A 16,046-nucleotide genomic window follows, 5' to 3' on the forward strand; every position below is an offset into this window, starting at 1 on the left:
GTCGCGAAACGCTTACCGGCGCGCGTCGATGATCGCCTGCTCCCGCTGCGCCGCCTCGGCGAGCGCGTCGGCGGGGGATTGCCCCTGCAGGAGGACGCGGTTCGTCGCGTCGATGATCAGCTGCCGCTGCGCCGCCTCGTCCACGAAGAGCGTCGTGTGGGCGTATTCGAGGCCGCGCAGGAAGGGCGCGTAGATCGGGTCGGCGAGGTTCTCCTCGGTCAGCGCGACCTCGCGGCGGGCGGGCAGCTCGCCCACCGTCTCGAGCCAGACGTCCATCGCCTCGGGCGAGGTGATGTAGGCGAGGAACTTCTCCGCCGCCTCGAGCCGCTCGCCCTGCGCGCGCGCGCCGATGCCGTTGGCGAAATAGCTCGAATAGTTCGAGCGCGTGCCGTCCGGGCCGGCGGGCAGCTCGGCCACGCCCCATTCGAAACTCTCGATCGAGCGGAAGGCGCCGAGCCGGAAGGTGCCGTCGATCGTCATCGCGGCGAGCCCGGCGCGGAAGGCGGCCTGGCCCTCGTCCATGAAGCCCGCGGCGCCGACGCCGCGCTCGAGCTGGAGGCCGGTATACCAGGCGAAAGCGGCGCGACCCTCCTCGCTGTCGTAGGTGACGGTGCGGTAATCGTCGGTATAGGGCTCCCCGCCGAACTGGCGCACGAGCACCTCGCGCCACCAATGGTGATCCTGCCCGGCCATGTCGAGGGTGGTGCCGGCCGAGATCATGTTGCCGGCGCCGTCGCGCTTCGTGGTCGCCTCGGCGGCGGCGATCCACTCGTCGAGGGTCTGCGGCGGGCTGTCGGGGTCGAGGCCGGCCTCGGTGAAGAGGTTCTTGTTGTAGAACAGAGCCAGCGAGCGCACGGCGGTCGGCAGGCCGTAATACTCGTCCTCGCGCTTCATCGCGGACACGATCGGGAAAAACGCGCCCTCGATCTCCTCGTGCGGGAACGCCTCCCGGGAGAGCGGCTGCAGGATGCCCCCATCGACGAAGTTGTCCGTCCAGCCGTAGAACAGCTGCACGACGTCCGGCCCGCGGCCGGCGGCGTGGGCCGCGACGACGCGGGTCTGGTAATCCGCATAGGGGAAGGTCACGTGCCGGACGGTGATGCCCGGATTCTCGGCCTGGAAGCGCTCGATGAGCTGGTCCATCGCGCGGACGCGGGAATCGAACACGTATTGCCAGTACTCGATCTCGACCGCCTGGGCCGAGCTCGCGGCGAACAGGCCGACGCCGGCCAGGAGGCCGGCCTTCAACAAGGTGGTGCGCATCCTCTTCCTCCGCCTTTGCCGATCGCGGCCGCTGCGGCCGATCGGGGCTTCCCGTCCGTGATCGAGCGCTCGTCCGGGCTCGTTCGCGACAGAGGATCGCCGCGGGAGAAGCGGCCTGTCAATAAAATAATCCACTTGAATTATTCCGGCGCGATCGGGATAGTCGCAAGGACGAAAGGTGCGGGTCGATGAGCCTCGAAGGCGCAGCTGGGAACGGGCACCGCGTCGCGATCGGGAGCAATCCCGAACGCAATCGCAGCCACAATCGCCGCGTCGTGCTGGACGTCGTCCGCCTGCACGGCCCGATCGGCCGCATGCGCATGGCCGAGCTCGCGCAGCTGACCCCGCAGGCGGTCGCCAACATCGTCGACGAACTCGTGGCCGAGCGGCTCCTCGTTGAGGTCGGCCGCCTGCGCCGCGGGCGCGGCCAGCCGCCGATCCAGTTCGCGGTCAATCCCGACGGGCCGGTGACGATCGGCGTCGAGATCGCGGCGGACCACCTCGTCACCGTCGCCCTCGACCTCGCCGGCGGCCTGCGCGGGCAGCGCATCACGCCGCTCGCCGCCACGAACCCGGCGATCGTCGTGCCGAAGGTCGCCGCCGAGATCGCCGGAATGGAGGCCGCGCTCGCCCGCGCGGAGCGCGCGGGTGCCGGCGACCGCGTCGGCGAGGTCGAGATCCTCGGCGTGGGCGTCGTCATGCCGGGTCCGTTCGGCATCGAGGGCATGACCTCGGTGGGGCCGACGACGCTCGCGGGCTGGGACGGTGCGGAGCCCGCCGCGGAGATCGGCGCCGTCGTGGGCCACGCCGTCGTCGTCGAGAACGACGCCACCGCCGCCGCGATCGGCGAGCGCCTGTTCGGCGCGGGCCGCAACCTGCAGACCTTCTGCCTCCTCTATTTCGGCGCCGGCCTCGGGCTCGGCCTGATCGCCGACGGGCGGCCCTATCGCGGCGCCTTCGGCAATGCGGGCGAGATCGGCCATGCGGTCGTCGCGCCGGGCGGGCGCGCCTGCCAATGCGGCCAACGCGGCTGCCTCGAGCAATACGCCTCGGTCCACGCTCTGCGCGAGCGCCTCGCCGAGCGCTCCGTCGCGGCCCCCGACGCGGCGGCGCTCGCGCGCCTGCTCGAGACGGGCGACCCGATCCTCGCCGCCTGGATCGCCGAGGCCGCCGCCCATCTCGCGCCGATGATCGCGACCCTCGAGAACATCCTCGATCCCGAGACGATCGTCTTCGGCGGTGTGCTGCCGGACGCGCTGACCGATGCCCTCGTCGCCGCGCTCGAGCCGCTGCCGGTCTCCGTCGCGAGCCGGCGCGAGCGGGCGCTGCCGCGGGTGGTGCGCGGCCAGACCGGCCAGCTCACCGCCGCGCTCGGCGCCGCCTCGCTCCCCGTCTTCGACACGCTGACGCCCAAGCTCGACACCGTCCGGGCCGCTGCCGCCTCGCCCGCGACGCGACAAGAAGAAGGCCGCCCCCGCCGATGACCGCCTCCCCCCTCGCTCCCCCCGCCGAGACGAATGCCCGCGAGCGCCTGGCGCGCGAGCGTGCCGACCCCGCGATCCTGCGCCTCCACCGCGCCCTCTCGCGGCTCGGCGGCGTCGCCTCCTTCATGAATACCGGCGCCCATCCCGACGACGAGCATTCCGGCCTCCTCGCATTCCTGCGCTTCGGCATGGGCGTTCGCATCGCGATCGCCTGCTCGACCCGCGGCGAGGGCGGGCAGAACGCGCTCGGGCCGGAGCGCGGCGGCGCGCTCGGCCTCCTGCGCACGCGGGAGATGGAGGAGGCCGCCCGCGAGCTCGACGCGGACGTCGTCTGGCTCGGCCACGGCCCCGAGGACCCCGTCCACGATTTCGGCTTCTCGAAGAACGGCGAGGACACGCTCGCGCGCTGGGGCGAGGCGCGGATCGTCGAGCGGCTGGTGCGCGCCTATCGTCTGTGGCGCCCGGACATCGTCCTGCCGACCTTCCTCGACGTCCCCGGCCAGCACGGCCACCATCGCGCCATGACCCGTGCGGCGCTCGCCGCGATCCCGCTCGCGGCCGATCCGCGCGCGCATCCCGAGCATGCGCGCGAGGGGCTCGCCCCCTGGCGCGTCGCCAAGGCCTATCTCCCCGCCTGGTCGGGGGGCGGCGACACCTACGACGACGAGACGCCCCCGCCGACGGAGACGCTCGCGATCGTCGTCCCCGGCCGCGAGCCGATCCGCGGGGCGGAATACGATCGCATCGGCGAATATTCGCGCCGCTTCCACGCGAGCCAGGGCATGGGCGTCTGGCGCAGCGGCGGACGCCGCCGCTTCGGCCTGCATCGCGTCGACACGGGCGAGGGTCGGGGGGAGCCCGCGCCCGAGACGAGCCTCCTCGACGGCCTCCCCGCCACCCTGCGCGACCTCGCCCGCGAGGCCGACGGCGACCCGACCGCGCACGCGCTCGCCTGCGCGCAGGACGCGATCGAGGCCGCGATCGCCGCGCTCGCCGATCGCCCCCGCTGCCTCGACGCCCTCGCGGCCGCCGCCCAGGCGTTGGCGCGCGCCGAGCGCACGGCCGACGACGGCTTTCGCGCCCGCCACGGCCACCGCCTCGCACGCAGCGCCCGCGCGCTGGATGCCGCCCTCGTCGAGGCGAGCGGGCTCTGCGCGATGGCCGCCGCCGAGCCGCCCCGCCTCGCGCCGGGCCGATCCGGCACGCTCGTCGTTCGCGTCGAGGAGAAGGGTGCTGCCGACGAGATCGCGCTCGAGGTCGTCGCGCCCGCCGGGGTGACGCTCGGGCCGGCCGATGACGATGCGGAGGCGCTCGTCTTCCGCACCGGTCTCGCGGCCGCCGCGGACGCCGCGCCGACCCCGCTCTTCGCGGCAGGGTGGGACGCGCTCGGCGGCGACGGGCCGCTCGTGCCGATCCTGCGCGCGCGCATCGCCGGCTGCCGCGTGCGGGTGCCGCTCGCGCTCGACGAGCCCTTCGCGGTCGCGCCCGAGGGGAGCACCGAATTCTCTCCCGAGGCGATCCTCGCGCCGCTCGCCGATCCGCGCCGGGCGTGGACGATCGCTTGCGCCGGACCGCCGATCACGCTCGACGCCCCCGCCGGCTTTCGCGTCGAGGCCGAGGCGGACGGGCGTCTGACGCTCGCCGCGGATCCCGATCTCGCCCCGGGGCTCCACCGCTTTCCCGCGCGCGGACCCGACGGCCCGGCCTACCGCCAGATCGCGATCCGCTACCCCCATATCGGCGCCGCGATCTTCCGCGAGCCGGCCGTGCTGCGCCTCCTCGCCCTCGATCTCGCCGTGCCCGCGGGCGCGCGGATCGGCTATGTCGGCGGCGGGGCCGATCGGGTCGGGCTCTGGCTCGAGCGGATGGGGCTTCCGGTCGAGAGCCTCTCGGCCGCCGATCTGGCGGGGGACCTGTCGCGGTTCACGACGATCGTCGTCGGCATCTTCGCCTTCGGGCTACGGCCCGACCTCGCGGCCGCGCGCGCGCGCCTGCACGCCTTCGTCGCGCAGGGCGGACATCTCCTCACCCTCTATCACCGCCCGAGCGACGGCTGGGATGCGCGCGCGACGCCACCGCGCCGTCTCGAGATCGGCACGCCCTCCCTGCGCTGGCGGGTGACGGATCCCGGCGCGCCCGTGCGCGTGCTCGCGCCCGACCACCCGCTTCTCGCCGGCCCCAATCGCATCGGACCCGCCGATTGGGAGGGCTGGGACAAGGAGCGCGGCCTCTATTTCGCCGCCCGCTGGGACGAGGCCTACGCGCCGCTCCTCGCCATGAGCGATCCCGGCGAGGCGCCGCTCGAGGGCGCGCTCGTCTCGGCGCGGATCGGCCGCGGGCGGCACACCCATACGAGCCTCGTCCTGCACCACCAGCTCGATCGGCTCGTCCCGGGCGCGTTCCGCCTGATGGCCAATCTCGTGCAGCCGGCGTCCTGAGCCGTGCCGACGCTCGCGCGGACGGATGCGGCCGACGGCCGGGCGGGCGTCGCCTGGCTCCTCGCCGACATGACGCTCGTCGCGATCATGGCGGCGATCGTGAAGGCGCAGGGCGCGACCTATCCGGCGGTGCAGCTCGTCTTCCTGCGCGCGGTGATCGGCCTCCTCGCGATCGCTCCGCTCGTCTGGCGTCACCGGGCGCGGGTGATCGGCACGCGCCGCCCCGGCCGCCACCTGTTCCGCGTCGCCTGCAACGCGGCGGCGCTCACGGGCAATTTCGCGGCGCTCGCCGCGCTGCCGCTCGCCCTCGTCACCGCGATCGGCTTCACGCGGCCCCTCGTCACCATGGCGCTCGCGGTCCTGCTGCTCGGCGAGCGGGTGGCGGCCGCGCGCTGGCTCTACGCGGCGGCGGGGCTCGTCGCGGTCGTGGCGATGGTCGCGCCGGGCGTGGCCGCGGCCGAGACGGGGCTGCTCGCGGCGGGCGCGTCCGTCCTGTTCGGATCCCTCGCCACCGTCCAGACGCGGGCTCTGCGCGCGGAGAGCCCGACGACGCTGATGGTGTTCTACACGCTGGGCCTCGGCATCCTCACCGCACCCTTCGCGGCGATGGCGTGGGTGCCGGTGGCGCGCGGCGACGTCGTCGCGATCGTCTGCGCGGGGCTTCTCGCCCAGGCGGGGCAATATTGCTTCCTGCGCGCCTACCGCGCCGCGCCCGCGAGCGTGCTCGCGCCGATCGGCTACCTCTCGCTCGTGTTCGCGGCGGCGACGGGCTTCCTCGTCTTCGGCGAGCGACCGACCTGGACGATGGCCGCGGGGGCCGCGCTGATCGTCCTCATCCTGCACCTCGACGCGCGCGCGGCCCGCCGCGCAGCGAGAGGCGGGAAGACGGACCCCTGACGCGGCGCCGCCTCAGCGCCGCCAGCCGAGCTTCGCCTCGACGCGCGCGGCGCTCTCGCGCACGAGATCGACGAGATCGGGCGCCTCGGGGCCCGCCTTGCGCTCGGGGACCACGATCGAGATCGTCGCGCGGCAGACGCCGTCCGGGTCCTGGATCGGGGAGGCGATGCAGGCGACCGCGAAATCGGATTCGCCCGCCTGGATCGACAGCCGTGCGGCGAGCGCCTCGCGGGAGGAGCGCGCGAGGACGACGGGATCGGTCTCCGCGCGCCCCGTCGGCGAGGGCCGGCCGCAGCGGGCGAACAGAGCCACGAGATCCTCCTCGCTCATGTGGCCGACGAGGAGGCGCCCGGAGGCCGTCCAGTTCAACGGCGTGCGCGTGCCGACGCGCGAGGTCACCTGGAAATGGTCGCGCCCCTCCATCATCGCGAGCACCACCATGTCGTCCCCGTCCCGCCCGCAGATCTGGACCGTCTCGCCCGATTGCGCGGCGAGGCGGTGCATCACGCTCGTCGCGGCCGAGAGGAGATCGACGTTGCGCGCATAAGCGAGCCCGTAGCGGTAGAGCCGCGGGCCGAGCCAGAGCGCCCCGCCGGGATCGCGCTCGAGCACGTCCTTCTCCACGAGATCGTCGATGAGCCCGTAGACCGTCGAGAGCGGGGCCCCGACGGCGCGCGCCACCTCGTAGGCGGTGCACGCCTCGCCCTTCGTCTGGAGATGATCGAGGATCTGGAGAACGCGCTCGATCCCGCTCGTGCGCGAGCGGCGCGGCGGCGCCTGGTCCTGCGCCTCGGCGCCTGCCTCAAGCGCCGCGAGAGCCGCCCTGTCACCCTTCGCCATGCGAGCCCCTCCTGCGTGCGCGACACGCGCGTCCGCCACCGACATAGCGCAGCCGGCCCGGTGCGGTCAGGCCGGCCGGCACGAAAACCGCGATCAGTCCGGCCATCGCGACAGGCCCGCCTCCCGCGCGCGCTCGCGTTCGGGAAACGGCGTGACGATCGGCTCGTTCGCCCCGCGCGCCCGCTCGAGCTCATCGAGGAGGCGGCGCGCGACGACGTGCTCCTCCTCCGGGTGCAGATTGCAGGGGTCGAGATAGAAGAAGCCGCGCTCGGCCTCGTGGTCGCGGGCGATCACCGGCGGATCGCCCGCCGCGAGCCGGTCGACGAGGTCCCAGGCGCTGATGCGCGCCGTCTCGGGATCGACGCTCACCTTCAGGCGATCGAGGGGATTGCCGGTGGGATCGGGGAGGATCTCGGCGCGGATGCCGGCGCGCTCGCGGAGCGTCTCGACCCACAGCGCGAGAGCGCGCCCCTCCCGTGCCCGCACGGCCGCGTGGTCGCGCCGCGCCCACGCGTCGAGCGCCGCGATCGTGCCGGCGATGCTCTCCTTGCCCACCTTCATGCCGCGGCCGATGCCGCGGTTCTGCAGATAGGCCGCGCGCACGAGCTCCTTCCGGCCCGCGACGATGCCCGCGGTCGGCCCGCCCAGGAACTTGTGGGCGGAATAGAGCGCGAGATCGGCGCCTTGCGCGACGAAGCCCCGCAGGTCGTATTCGGAGGCCGCGTCCACGACGACCGGCACCCCGCGCGACCGGCAGATCTCGACGAAGGTCGAGAAGGGGATCTGCCCGTGATCGACCACGTGGTGGGAGACGACGTAGACCGCCGCCGCCGTCTGCGGGCCGATCGCGCCGGCGAGCTGGTAGGCGTGCGCGCTCGTCGCCTGGCCGACGGGGACGACGCGGGCGCCCGCGAGGCGGATCGCCTGCTCGACGGGCGCGCCGTAGGAGACCATGTGACCGGCGAGCACCGGCACCTCGCTCTTCAGACCGCTCGCGTCGGGCAGGCGCTCGATCGCGAGGAGATCGGTGCCCGTCATCGCCGCGGCGACGCCGAGCGTCACGGCGGCCGAGCAGGAGGCGGTGACGAAGCCCGCCTCCGCCCCGGTCGCCTGCGCGATGGCGCGGCTCGCCGCTCTCTGGAGATCGGCGATCTCCGTCCATTGCGTGAGGATCTCGCCCATGATCGCGACCGTCTCCGGCACCGCGATCGAGGCGCCGAGCGAGGTCATCGTGCCCGAGACGTTGATCACGGGGCGCAGCCCCAAGCGGGCGCGGATGTCGGATGGCCGGTCGTTGGTGGACATGGTGGTGGCGTCCTCTCTTTATCCGTCAGAGGCTGTGCATTTTCGGCCGACTACATCGAAGCCGTCATTCCGGGGCGCGAAGCGATCCCGGAATCCAGACTCCCGACCTCGGATGAGCAGCCTATAGGCTGCGTCCTTCGACGCAGAAACTGCTTGAAGTTGCGCAGCGAGCGCGCATGCGCGCTCGGTCGAACGTGGGGGTTCTGGGTTCCGGGCTCGCTTCGCGCCCCGGAATGACGGTAGGGGGAACACATGCAGCCTCTCAGCGGAAGGCGACGATCGCCTCGATCTCGACCGTGATGCCGTTCGGCAGCGAGCCGAGGCCGACCGCCGAGCGGGCGTGGACGCCGCGCTCGCCGAACACGTCGTGGAAGAGATCCGAGCAGCCGTTCACCACTTTCGGGTGGTCGGTGAAGTCCGGCGTGGCGTTGACCATGCCGAAGAGCTTGACGATGCGCACGACGCGCTCGAGATCGCCGAGGGCGGCCTGCATCACGGCGACGAGGTTGATCCCCGTGAGCCGCGCATGCGCATAGGCCTCCTCGACGCCGACATCCGCGCCGACCTTGCCGGCATGCAGCCGTCCGTCGGGATGGGTCGGCCCTTGTCCGGAGAGGTAGAGGAGATCGCCCTGCACCACGTGCGTGACGAAATTGCCGATCGGCGGGGGCGGCGCCGGCAGCGCGATCCCGAGCCGCTCGAGACGGGCGATGGCGGTGTCTTCTGCCGTCTCGCGCGGGGCGAGGGGGCGGGTTGTCGACTTCACGGGGTGCGACTCCGAACGCGTGGTCTTCATGGGAGCGCCGCATGGCGGATGCAGGCGACGTGGTGGCCCGCGCCGACCGCCTCGAGGGGCGGCACGGTTTGCGCGCAGGCCGGGATCGCCGCCGGGCAGCGGGTGCGGAACACGCAGCCGGAGGGCGGATCGAGCGGGGAGGGGATGTCTCCCGGCAGCGGCGAGCGCCGCCCGCGCCGGGCGGGATCGGGCACCGGGGCGGTGGCGAGGAGCGCGCGCGTATAGGGATGGCGCGGAGCGTCGTAGACCGCCCGGCGCGGGCCGCGCTCCATCACCCGCCCGAGATAGAGCACCACCACCTCGTCGCAGAGATATTCGACGACCGAGAGGTCGTGGGCGATGAACAGGATCGAGAGGTCGAGCCGCGCCTGCAGATCGCACAGGAGATTGAGCACCTGCGCCTGCACCGAGACGTCGAGCGCCGAGACCGGCTCGTCGGCGACGATGAAATCCGGCTCGACCGCGAGCGCGCGCGCGATGCCGATGCGCTGGCGCTGGCCGCCGGAGAACTCGTGCGGGAAGCGCCGCGCGTGGTCCGGCGAGAGCCCGACGAGGGAGAGAAGCTCGGCCACCCGCTCCCGCCTCGCCGCGCCGCGCGGGAAGCCCCGCGCATCGAGCGCCTCGCCGAGGATCGCGTCGACCCGCAGCCGCGGGTTGAGGCTCGAGAACGGGTCCTGGAAGACGATCTGCATGCGGCGCCGATAGGCGCGCAGCGCCCGCGGCGGCAGCGCGAACAGGTCGACCCCGTCGAACCGCGCCTCGCCCGCGCTCGGCTCGATCAGGCGCAGGATGCAGCGCCCGGCGGTGGTCTTGCCCGAGCCCGATTCCCCGACGAGGCCGACGGTCGCCCGGCGCGGCACGTCGAAGGAGACGTCCTCCAACGCGCGCACCACCCGCCCGCCCTTCGACGGAAAGCGCTTCGTGAGCCCGCGGACCGACAGGAGGGGAGCGGCCTCTCCCGAGGCGTGGGTCGTCGTCATGCGGCATGGCTCCGGACGCAGCGCGAGAGACTCGCGGCGCCGGACGGCGCGAGCGGCGGCACGCCGACGCGGCAGGCGGGGATCGTCTCCCGGCAGCGCGGCTCGAAGGCGCAGCCCTCCGGCAGGTCGGTGATCGGCGGGACCGTGCCCGGGATGGCGTCGAGCGCGCGGCGTCCGCCGTCCGGCGCGAGGTCGCGCGTGCGGTCGGGCGTGCAGGCGAGGAGGCCGCGCGTGTAGGGATGCGTCGGGCCGCGAAAGAGCGCCTCGACCGGCGCGTGCTCGACGACGCGCCCGGCATACATCACCGCCACCTCGTGGGCGATCTCGGCGACGACCCCGAGATTGTGCGTGACGAACAGGATCGACATGCCGGTCTCCCGCTGCAGGCGCGCGAGGAGATCGAGAATCTGGGCCTGGATGGTGACGTCGAGCGCGGTCGTCGGCTCGTCGGCGATGAGGAGCGAGGGGCTGCAGGCGAGCGCCATCGCGATCATCACGCGCTGGCGCATGCCGCCCGACATCTGGTGCGGGTAGTCGTCGAGCCGCGTCCGCGCCGCCGGGATCTCGACGCGCTGGAGCATCTCGAGCGCCCGCGCCCGCGCCTGCGCCCGGCTCACCGGCTCGTGCAGCGCGATCATCTCGCCGATCTGGTCGCCCACGGTGTAGAGCGGGTTGAGCGAGGTCATCGGCTCCTGAAAGATCATCGCGATCTCGCGCCCGCGGATCGCGCGGTACTCCTTCGCCGAGGTCCGCGCGAGATCGCGCACGCGCCCGGCGCGGTCGCGGAACAGCATCTGCCCGCCCGCCACCTTTCCCGGTCGCGACAGGAGCCCCATCACCGACAGGCTCGTGACGGACTTGCCCGAGCCCGATTCCCCGACCACCGCGAGCGTCTGCCCCGCCTTCAGGTCGAAGGTCACCCCGTCGACCGCCTTGGCGGTCGCGTCCGGCAGCGCGAACCAGGTGCGCAGCTCGCGCACCGACAGGATGACGTCCTCGGGCAGCGGCGCGCTCACGACAGCCATCCGCAATGGGGGCAGGAATGGCGTCCGCCGCTCTCCGGCCGATGGCGGCGCGCCGAGATCGCTTCCGCCCCGAGCACGGCGTAGCGCGGCTCGAAGATCCGCGACAGCCGCGAGCGGGCGCCGTGACTGTCGACCACCTCGAGATCGCCGTCGACGACGTCGAACACGGTCAGCTCCGCCTTCTCGCCGGGGGCGAGCCGCTCGCAGCCGGGGCGGCGGATCGCCCGGCGCGGCGCGCGCGTCACCGCCTCGACCACGTCCTCGAGCCGCATGCCGAGCGCGTGCAGCTTCGACATCGTGGTGGCGAGATCCCAGACCGCTCCATCCATCGAGCGGTTGTGGAGGTCGGTCGAGATCGTCGTCGGCTTCAGCCCGCGCGCGAGCGCGGCGGCGCCGACGTCGAAGGAGAACGAGGCCCCGCCATGCCCGACGTCGAGCACGATGCCGCGCGCGGCCGCGTCCTCGACGAGGCGGTAGAGCTCCTCGTCCTCGAGCAGCGAGCCGCCCTGCTTGCCGTTGAAGCAATGGGTGACGATGTCGCCCTCCTCGAGCAGGCCGAGGATCTCGTCGTAGAGCGGCGGCGGCTCGCCGACATGCACCATCACCGGCAGCTTCAGGATGCGCGAGAGCTTCTTGCCGAGCTTCACCGGCACGAGGTCCCACCCGCCCGTGATCACGGCGCTCGCGCGGACCTTGATGCCGACGATCGCGTCCGCGTTGCGGCGCACGACGTCGAGCGTGCGGTCGATGTCGATCGAGCGCATGTCCATCAGCTCGCTGACCCGGTTGCAGGCGACGAGGCCGATGGAGCCGAGATTGAGGAAGGCGTAGACGTTCTCCCGCGCCGGCTCGATCACGAAGCGACGCATCCCGGCGAAATTGGCCTCGCCGGCCGAGCCCGCGTCGACGATCGTGGTGACGCCGCGCTCGGCGCCGCATTGGGCGGGCTCGATCGAGATGTCGGTGCCGCCCCAATAGACGTGGGCGTGCAGGTCGGTCCAGCCCGCGCAGAGATAGGCGCCGGCGACGTCGAGAACGCGCGGATCCTCGCCCGTCTCGATGCGCGGACCCGCCTCGAGGATGGCGCCCTCGCGGGAGACGAGCACGTCCACCCGCGGCGGCAGCGCGCCGACGAATCCGATCGGGGTCGCGTTGCGGATCAGGAGAGGCCGCTCCTGCGGCGCGAAGCGATTGTCGAGCATCAGACGTCCTTGGCGAGGCGCGGATCGAGGAAGTCGCGCAGCCCGTCCCCGACGAGCTGGAGCGAGAGCACGGTGAGGACGATCGCCGCCCCCGGAGCCCACATGATCCAGGGCGCCGCGTCGAGGAATTGACGGCCGACCGAGATCATCGTGCCCCAGGTCGGCACCTGCGGCGACACGCCGACGCCCAGGAACGAGAGCCCGGCCTCGGCGAGGATGGCGTTGGCGAAGACGAAGGTCGCCTGCACGAGGAGCGGCGAGACGACGTTGCGCAACACGTGCCGCACGAGGATGACGGGCGTCGGCACCCCGAGCGCGCGCGCCGCCTCCACATAGGGCAATTCGCGGATGACGAGCGTCGAGGCGCGCACGACGCGGGCGATGCGCGGCGCGTAGACGATTGCGAGCGCGATCACCACGTTCGCCGCCGACGGGCCGAGCGCGGCGACGAGCGCGATCGCGAGGAGGATGTCGGGAAAGGCCATCATCGCGTCGACGACCCGCGAGATCGGCGCGTCGAGCCGGCGGAAGAAGCCCGCGAGAAGCCCGAGCGTCACCCCGGCGAGCGCGGCGAGGATCACGACCGCGAAGCCGACCGCGAGCGAGGTGCGGCCCGCGTAGAGGAGCCTCGTGAATACGTCGCGCCCGAGCTCGTCCGTCCCCATCCAATGGACGAGGCTCGGCGCCTGGAGCCGGTTGCGCACCGCGAGCTGCATCGGGTCGTGCGGCGTCGCGAAGGGGGCGGCGATGGCGAGGAGCACGATCGCGAGGAGGACGAGCGCGCCGATCGCCGCGCTCGGGCGCCGGGCGAGGCGCAGGATCGCCGGCCGCTCGCGCCGCGCCTTCGGCCGCGCGCGCCCGCCCGCCGCGTCGGCGGGTCCCGTCCGCGATGTGGTGAGCGCGCCCATCAGTAGCGCACCCGCGGGTCGATGGCGAGGTAGAGCATGTCGATCGCGAAGTTGACGAGAACGTAGAGGCTCGCCACGACGAGCAACGCCCCCTGGATGACCGGATAGTCGCGCCGCAGCACGGCGGAGACGATGAGATTGCCGACGCCGGGAAGGCCGAACACCGTCTCGGTGACGATCGCCCCCGAGATCAGGAGCGCCGCGGTCAGCCCGACGACGGTGAGGATCGGGATGAGCGCGTTCTTGAGCGCGTGGCGCAGGACGACGCGCGTCTCGCTCATGCCCTTGGCGCGCGCGGTGCGGACGTAGTCGTCGTTGAGGACGTCGAGCAGCGAGGCGCGGGTGAAGCGCATGATCAGCGCCGAACTGACGAGCCCGAGCGCGGTCGCCGGCAGGACGAGGTGGCGCATCCGCTCGAGGAAGCCCGCGCCCGGCCCGCCATAGCCGGAGGTCGGGAACCAGCCGAGCTTGACCGCGAAGACCTGCATCAGCACGAGCCCGAGCCAGAAGCTCGGAACGCTCGCCGCGAACATCGCGAGGCTCGTCGAGACCTGGTCAAACGCGCCCCCGCGCCGATAGGCGGCGAGGATGCCGACCGGCAGCGCGATCGCGGTCGCGATGGAGAGCGAGAACAGGGTCAGGAAGAAGGTCGGCTCGGCCCGCAGGAGGAGCGCGCGCGTCACCGGCATGTCGAGGAAGATCGAATGCCCGAGATCCCCCCGCATCAGGCTCGCGACGTAGAGCACGTATTGCTCGCCGATCGTGCGATCGAGGCCGAGCCGCGTGCGCAGCGCCGCGATGTCCTCGCCCGTCGCCTCCGGCCCGAGCATGACGGCGGCCGGGTCGCCCGGCGTGACGCGCACGATCACGAACACGATCGTGACGACGAGCGCCATCACCACGAGCATGCCGACGAGACGATTGAGGACGGCGCGCGCCATGGATCGCCGAGGCTCCGTTTCGGGGAAGGGGAGGATGGCGCGGCCGCGGCGCGAGGGATCGCGCGCCGCGGCCGCGCACCAATCAACGCAGGTAGGCGTTCCAGAAGTACGGCCAGGGCGCCGGCACCACGCCTTCCAGGTTCGGGGCCTTCGCCGCGAGCGCGTTGAAGTTCCCGACCTTGTAGGCGGGCGCCTCCTCGTAGATCACCCGCTGCACGTCGGCGAAGAGCGCGATGCGCGCGTCGCGGTCGCTCTGCGTGTTGAAGGCCTCGAGCGCCGCGGCCTTCGCGGGGGACGCCCACCAGCCCGGCGAGGTGTCCGACATGATCCCCATCAAGGACGGCTCGGGCAGGAAGGGGCTGTGGGTGATGTAGATGTCCCACAGAGCCGGGTCGGCGCGGCGCTGGGTGAGCGTCGCCCATTCCACCACGTCCATCTCGACCGTGAAGCCCGCCGCCTGCAGATAGGCCTGGGCGACCTCCGCCATCTTGTAGTGGAACTCGTATTGCCGGCTCGTGAGGATGCGCAGCGGCGTGCCGTCGTAGCCGGCCTCCGCGAGGAGCGCGCGCGCGGCCTCGGTATCGCCCTCCGGCCGGTAGGGCTCGGTGCCCTCCTGCGTGTGCCAGACATGCGAGCTCGGATACCAGGCGGCGTCGATCTCGAAGAAGTCCTCGGAGCCGAAGGCCGCGAGCATCATGTCCTCGGGCGCGAGCGCCGCCTGGACGGCCTTGCGGACGCGCAGGTCGGAGGCGAGCCCTTCCTTCGTGTTCATCACGAAGACCGGCCAGCCGAAGGGCGCGAGGATCACGGGCTCGGTCGCGCCCGACGCGATGCGCGGATAGGCCTCGACGGGCAGCGCGTCGACATAGGCGAACTGCCCCGCGACCGCGCCCTCGATGCGGGTGTTCGGATCGGGCACCGGCACGAAGCGGATCTCGTCGAGGAATTGCCGGCGCGCGCCGCCATAGCCGTTCGGCTCTCCGTCGCGCGCCGCGTAATCCTCGAAGCGCACGAGCTGGATGTATTGGTCGGGAACGCGCGCCTCGAGACGATAGGGACCGGTGCCGACGATGTCGGAGAGCGGCTCCTGCGCGGCGTTCGCGGCCGGAATGACGATGGCGGCGGCGTTGTTGAAGGCGAGGAGCGCGGTCAGCGGCGCGTAGGGCGCGTTCAGGCGGACGACAATCGTGCGCTCGTCCTGCGCCTCGACGCTCTCGATCACCTCGGCCGCCTGACGCCCGCGCGTCGCGATGCGCATCCAGCGCTCGAGCGAGGCGACCGCGTCCTCCGCGCTCATGGTCGAGCCGTCGTGGAAGGCGACGCCCTCGCGCAGCCGGATCTCGTAGGTGCGCCCGTCGTCCGAGATCGTCGGCAGGTCCTCGGCGAGGAGCGGCGTGACGTTCCAGCTCTCGTCGAAGGTGTAGAGCGTCTCGAAGACGTGCTGCGTGATGATCCCGACGAGGTCCGCCGTCGAGGCCATCGGGTCGAGCGTCGGCGGCTCGCCGATCGTCGCCACGTCGATGACGCCGCCGCGCTCCTGCGCGAGGGCGATGCCGCTGACGGTCGTCAGCGCGAGCGCAGCGATCGCTGCGAGAACCGAGGCTTTCATCGCGTTCTCTCCTCTATTCCGTTATTGTGGCATAAGTGCTCTTGTTGCGGCATAGCCTCGCAAATCGAAATGCCGCGTCAAGGGAGCTTGCCCATACGTAAATCGCCCGACGCCGCGGGCGCGGCGCCGGGGGAGAGAGGGGTCTGGCGGGGTCTTGCGACGATGGGGGATGATGCTGTGCGCGGCGAGGAACGATACGACTCACGATCGCGCAACAGGGCACTTAGCGCCCGGCGACGGCGTGGCAAGAGAGCCGGCTGAAAAATCTTCGATCGCAATTTCGGACGCCCGGCACACGGGCCGCCCGCCGTCCCCGAGGGCGGCGGGCGAGAGGGTCGCGTCGCAGGCGCGGCCGAAC

At 72.5% G+C, this 16,046-nt stretch carries 13 protein-coding genes; 3 read left to right on the plus strand and 10 right to left on the minus strand.

Features of this window, described 5'->3' with window-relative positions:
• Positions 1-12: 12 nt before the first annotated feature.
• Entirely contained in the window at positions 13-1,263 is a 1,251-nt protein-coding gene (locus ACK4UM_RS01295) for an extracellular solute-binding protein (RefSeq protein WP_409794488.1), read from the minus strand.
• A gap of 188 nt (positions 1,264-1,451) precedes the next feature.
• Here ACK4UM_RS01295 and ACK4UM_RS01300 point away from each other — a divergent pair, with 188 nt between their 5' ends.
• From ACK4UM_RS01300 to ACK4UM_RS01310, 3 genes are read left to right on the plus strand one after another with little or no spacing between them, the layout of a single operon-like run.
• On the plus strand, positions 1,452-2,747 hold the full coding sequence (locus ACK4UM_RS01300; protein WP_409794491.1) for an ROK family protein: 1,296 nt from the start codon (positions 1,452-1,454) through the stop codon (positions 2,745-2,747).
• Positions 2,744-5,185, plus strand: coding sequence for a PIG-L family deacetylase (locus ACK4UM_RS01305; RefSeq protein WP_409794494.1), 2,442 nt, complete (start codon positions 2,744-2,746; stop codon positions 5,183-5,185). The genes ACK4UM_RS01300 and ACK4UM_RS01305 overlap by 4 nt, the downstream gene beginning before the upstream one ends.
• Positions 5,186-5,188: 3 nt before the next feature.
• Positions 5,189-6,082 carry a DMT family transporter gene (locus ACK4UM_RS01310; protein WP_409794497.1) on the plus strand — a complete coding sequence of 298 codons (894 nt, stop codon included), beginning with the start codon at positions 5,189-5,191 and terminating at the stop codon, positions 6,080-6,082.
• A 12-nt stretch (positions 6,083-6,094) separates the two neighbouring features.
• On the opposite strand, the gene ACK4UM_RS01315 is transcribed toward ACK4UM_RS01310, so the two are convergent.
• The 9 genes from ACK4UM_RS01315 to ACK4UM_RS01355 all read right to left on the minus strand — a co-directional run bounded on the left by ACK4UM_RS01315 (position 6,095) and on the right by ACK4UM_RS01355 (position 15,688).
• Positions 6,095-6,922 carry an IclR family transcriptional regulator gene (locus ACK4UM_RS01315; RefSeq protein ID WP_409794500.1) on the minus strand — a complete coding sequence of 276 codons (828 nt, stop codon included), beginning with the start codon at positions 6,920-6,922 and terminating at the stop codon, positions 6,095-6,097.
• Positions 6,923-7,015: 93 nt separating this feature from the next.
• A complete protein-coding gene (locus ACK4UM_RS01320) occupies positions 7,016-8,227 on the minus strand; it encodes an aminotransferase class V-fold PLP-dependent enzyme (RefSeq protein WP_409794503.1) in 1,212 nt (403 codons plus the stop codon).
• 262 nt (positions 8,228-8,489) lie between these two features.
• Positions 8,490-8,993, minus strand: coding sequence for a RidA family protein (locus ACK4UM_RS01325; RefSeq protein ID WP_409794504.1), 504 nt, complete (start codon positions 8,991-8,993; stop codon positions 8,490-8,492).
• A 26-nt stretch (positions 8,994-9,019) separates the two neighbouring features.
• Entirely contained in the window at positions 9,020-10,003 is a 984-nt protein-coding gene (locus tag ACK4UM_RS01330; RefSeq protein WP_409794505.1) for an ABC transporter ATP-binding protein, read from the minus strand.
• Positions 10,000-11,019 carry an ABC transporter ATP-binding protein gene (locus ACK4UM_RS01335; RefSeq protein ID WP_409794507.1) on the minus strand — a complete coding sequence of 340 codons (1,020 nt, stop codon included), beginning with the start codon at positions 11,017-11,019 and terminating at the stop codon, positions 10,000-10,002. Before ACK4UM_RS01335 ends, ACK4UM_RS01330 begins: the two co-directional genes overlap by 4 nt.
• Positions 11,016-12,230, minus strand: coding sequence for an amidohydrolase/deacetylase family metallohydrolase (locus ACK4UM_RS01340; protein WP_409794510.1), 1,215 nt, complete (start codon positions 12,228-12,230; stop codon positions 11,016-11,018). Before ACK4UM_RS01340 ends, ACK4UM_RS01335 begins: the two co-directional genes overlap by 4 nt.
• Positions 12,230-13,138, minus strand: a complete 909-nt coding sequence (locus ACK4UM_RS01345; protein ID WP_409794513.1) for an ABC transporter permease — start codon at positions 13,136-13,138, stop codon at positions 12,230-12,232. Before ACK4UM_RS01345 ends, ACK4UM_RS01340 begins: the two co-directional genes overlap by 1 nt.
• Complete coding sequence (locus tag ACK4UM_RS01350) at positions 13,138-14,079, minus strand: ABC transporter permease (protein ID WP_409794516.1); 942 nt, start codon at positions 14,077-14,079, stop codon at positions 13,138-13,140. Before ACK4UM_RS01350 ends, ACK4UM_RS01345 begins: the two co-directional genes overlap by 1 nt.
• 82 nt (positions 14,080-14,161) lie before the next feature.
• Positions 14,162-15,688: an ABC transporter substrate-binding protein gene (locus ACK4UM_RS01355; protein ID WP_409794519.1), complete on the minus strand. Its 1,527-nt coding sequence runs from the start codon at positions 15,686-15,688 to the stop codon at positions 14,162-14,164.
• Positions 15,689-16,046 lie beyond the last annotated feature (358 nt).

The organism is Salinarimonas sp. (assembly GCF_046292825.1).
Lineage (GTDB): Bacteria > Pseudomonadota > Alphaproteobacteria > Rhizobiales > Beijerinckiaceae > Salinarimonas.

Coding starts and splice junctions, on each gene's coding strand:
- ACK4UM_RS01295 (WP_409794488.1), bottom strand. CDS start 1,263: ATGCGCACCACCTTGTTGAAGGCCGGCCTCCTGGCCGGCGTCGGCCTG.
- ACK4UM_RS01300 (WP_409794491.1), top strand. CDS start 1,452: ATGAGCCTCGAAGGCGCAGCTGGGAACGGGCACCGCGTCGCGATCGGG.
- ACK4UM_RS01305 (WP_409794494.1), top strand. CDS start 2,744: ATGACCGCCTCCCCCCTCGCTCCCCCCGCCGAGACGAATGCCCGCGAG.
- ACK4UM_RS01315 (WP_409794500.1), bottom strand. CDS start 6,922: ATGGCGAAGGGTGACAGGGCGGCTCTCGCGGCGCTTGAGGCAGGCGCC.
- ACK4UM_RS01320 (WP_409794503.1), bottom strand. CDS start 8,227: ATGTCCACCAACGACCGGCCATCCGACATCCGCGCCCGCTTGGGGCTG.
- ACK4UM_RS01330 (WP_409794505.1), bottom strand. CDS start 10,003: ATGACGACGACCCACGCCTCGGGAGAGGCCGCTCCCCTCCTGTCGGTC.
- ACK4UM_RS01340 (WP_409794510.1), bottom strand. CDS start 12,230: ATGCTCGACAATCGCTTCGCGCCGCAGGAGCGGCCTCTCCTGATCCGC.
- ACK4UM_RS01345 (WP_409794513.1), bottom strand. CDS start 13,138: ATGGGCGCGCTCACCACATCGCGGACGGGACCCGCCGACGCGGCGGGC.
- ACK4UM_RS01350 (WP_409794516.1), bottom strand. CDS start 14,079: ATGGCGCGCGCCGTCCTCAATCGTCTCGTCGGCATGCTCGTGGTGATG.
- ACK4UM_RS01355 (WP_409794519.1), bottom strand. CDS start 15,688: ATGAAAGCCTCGGTTCTCGCAGCGATCGCTGCGCTCGCGCTGACGACC.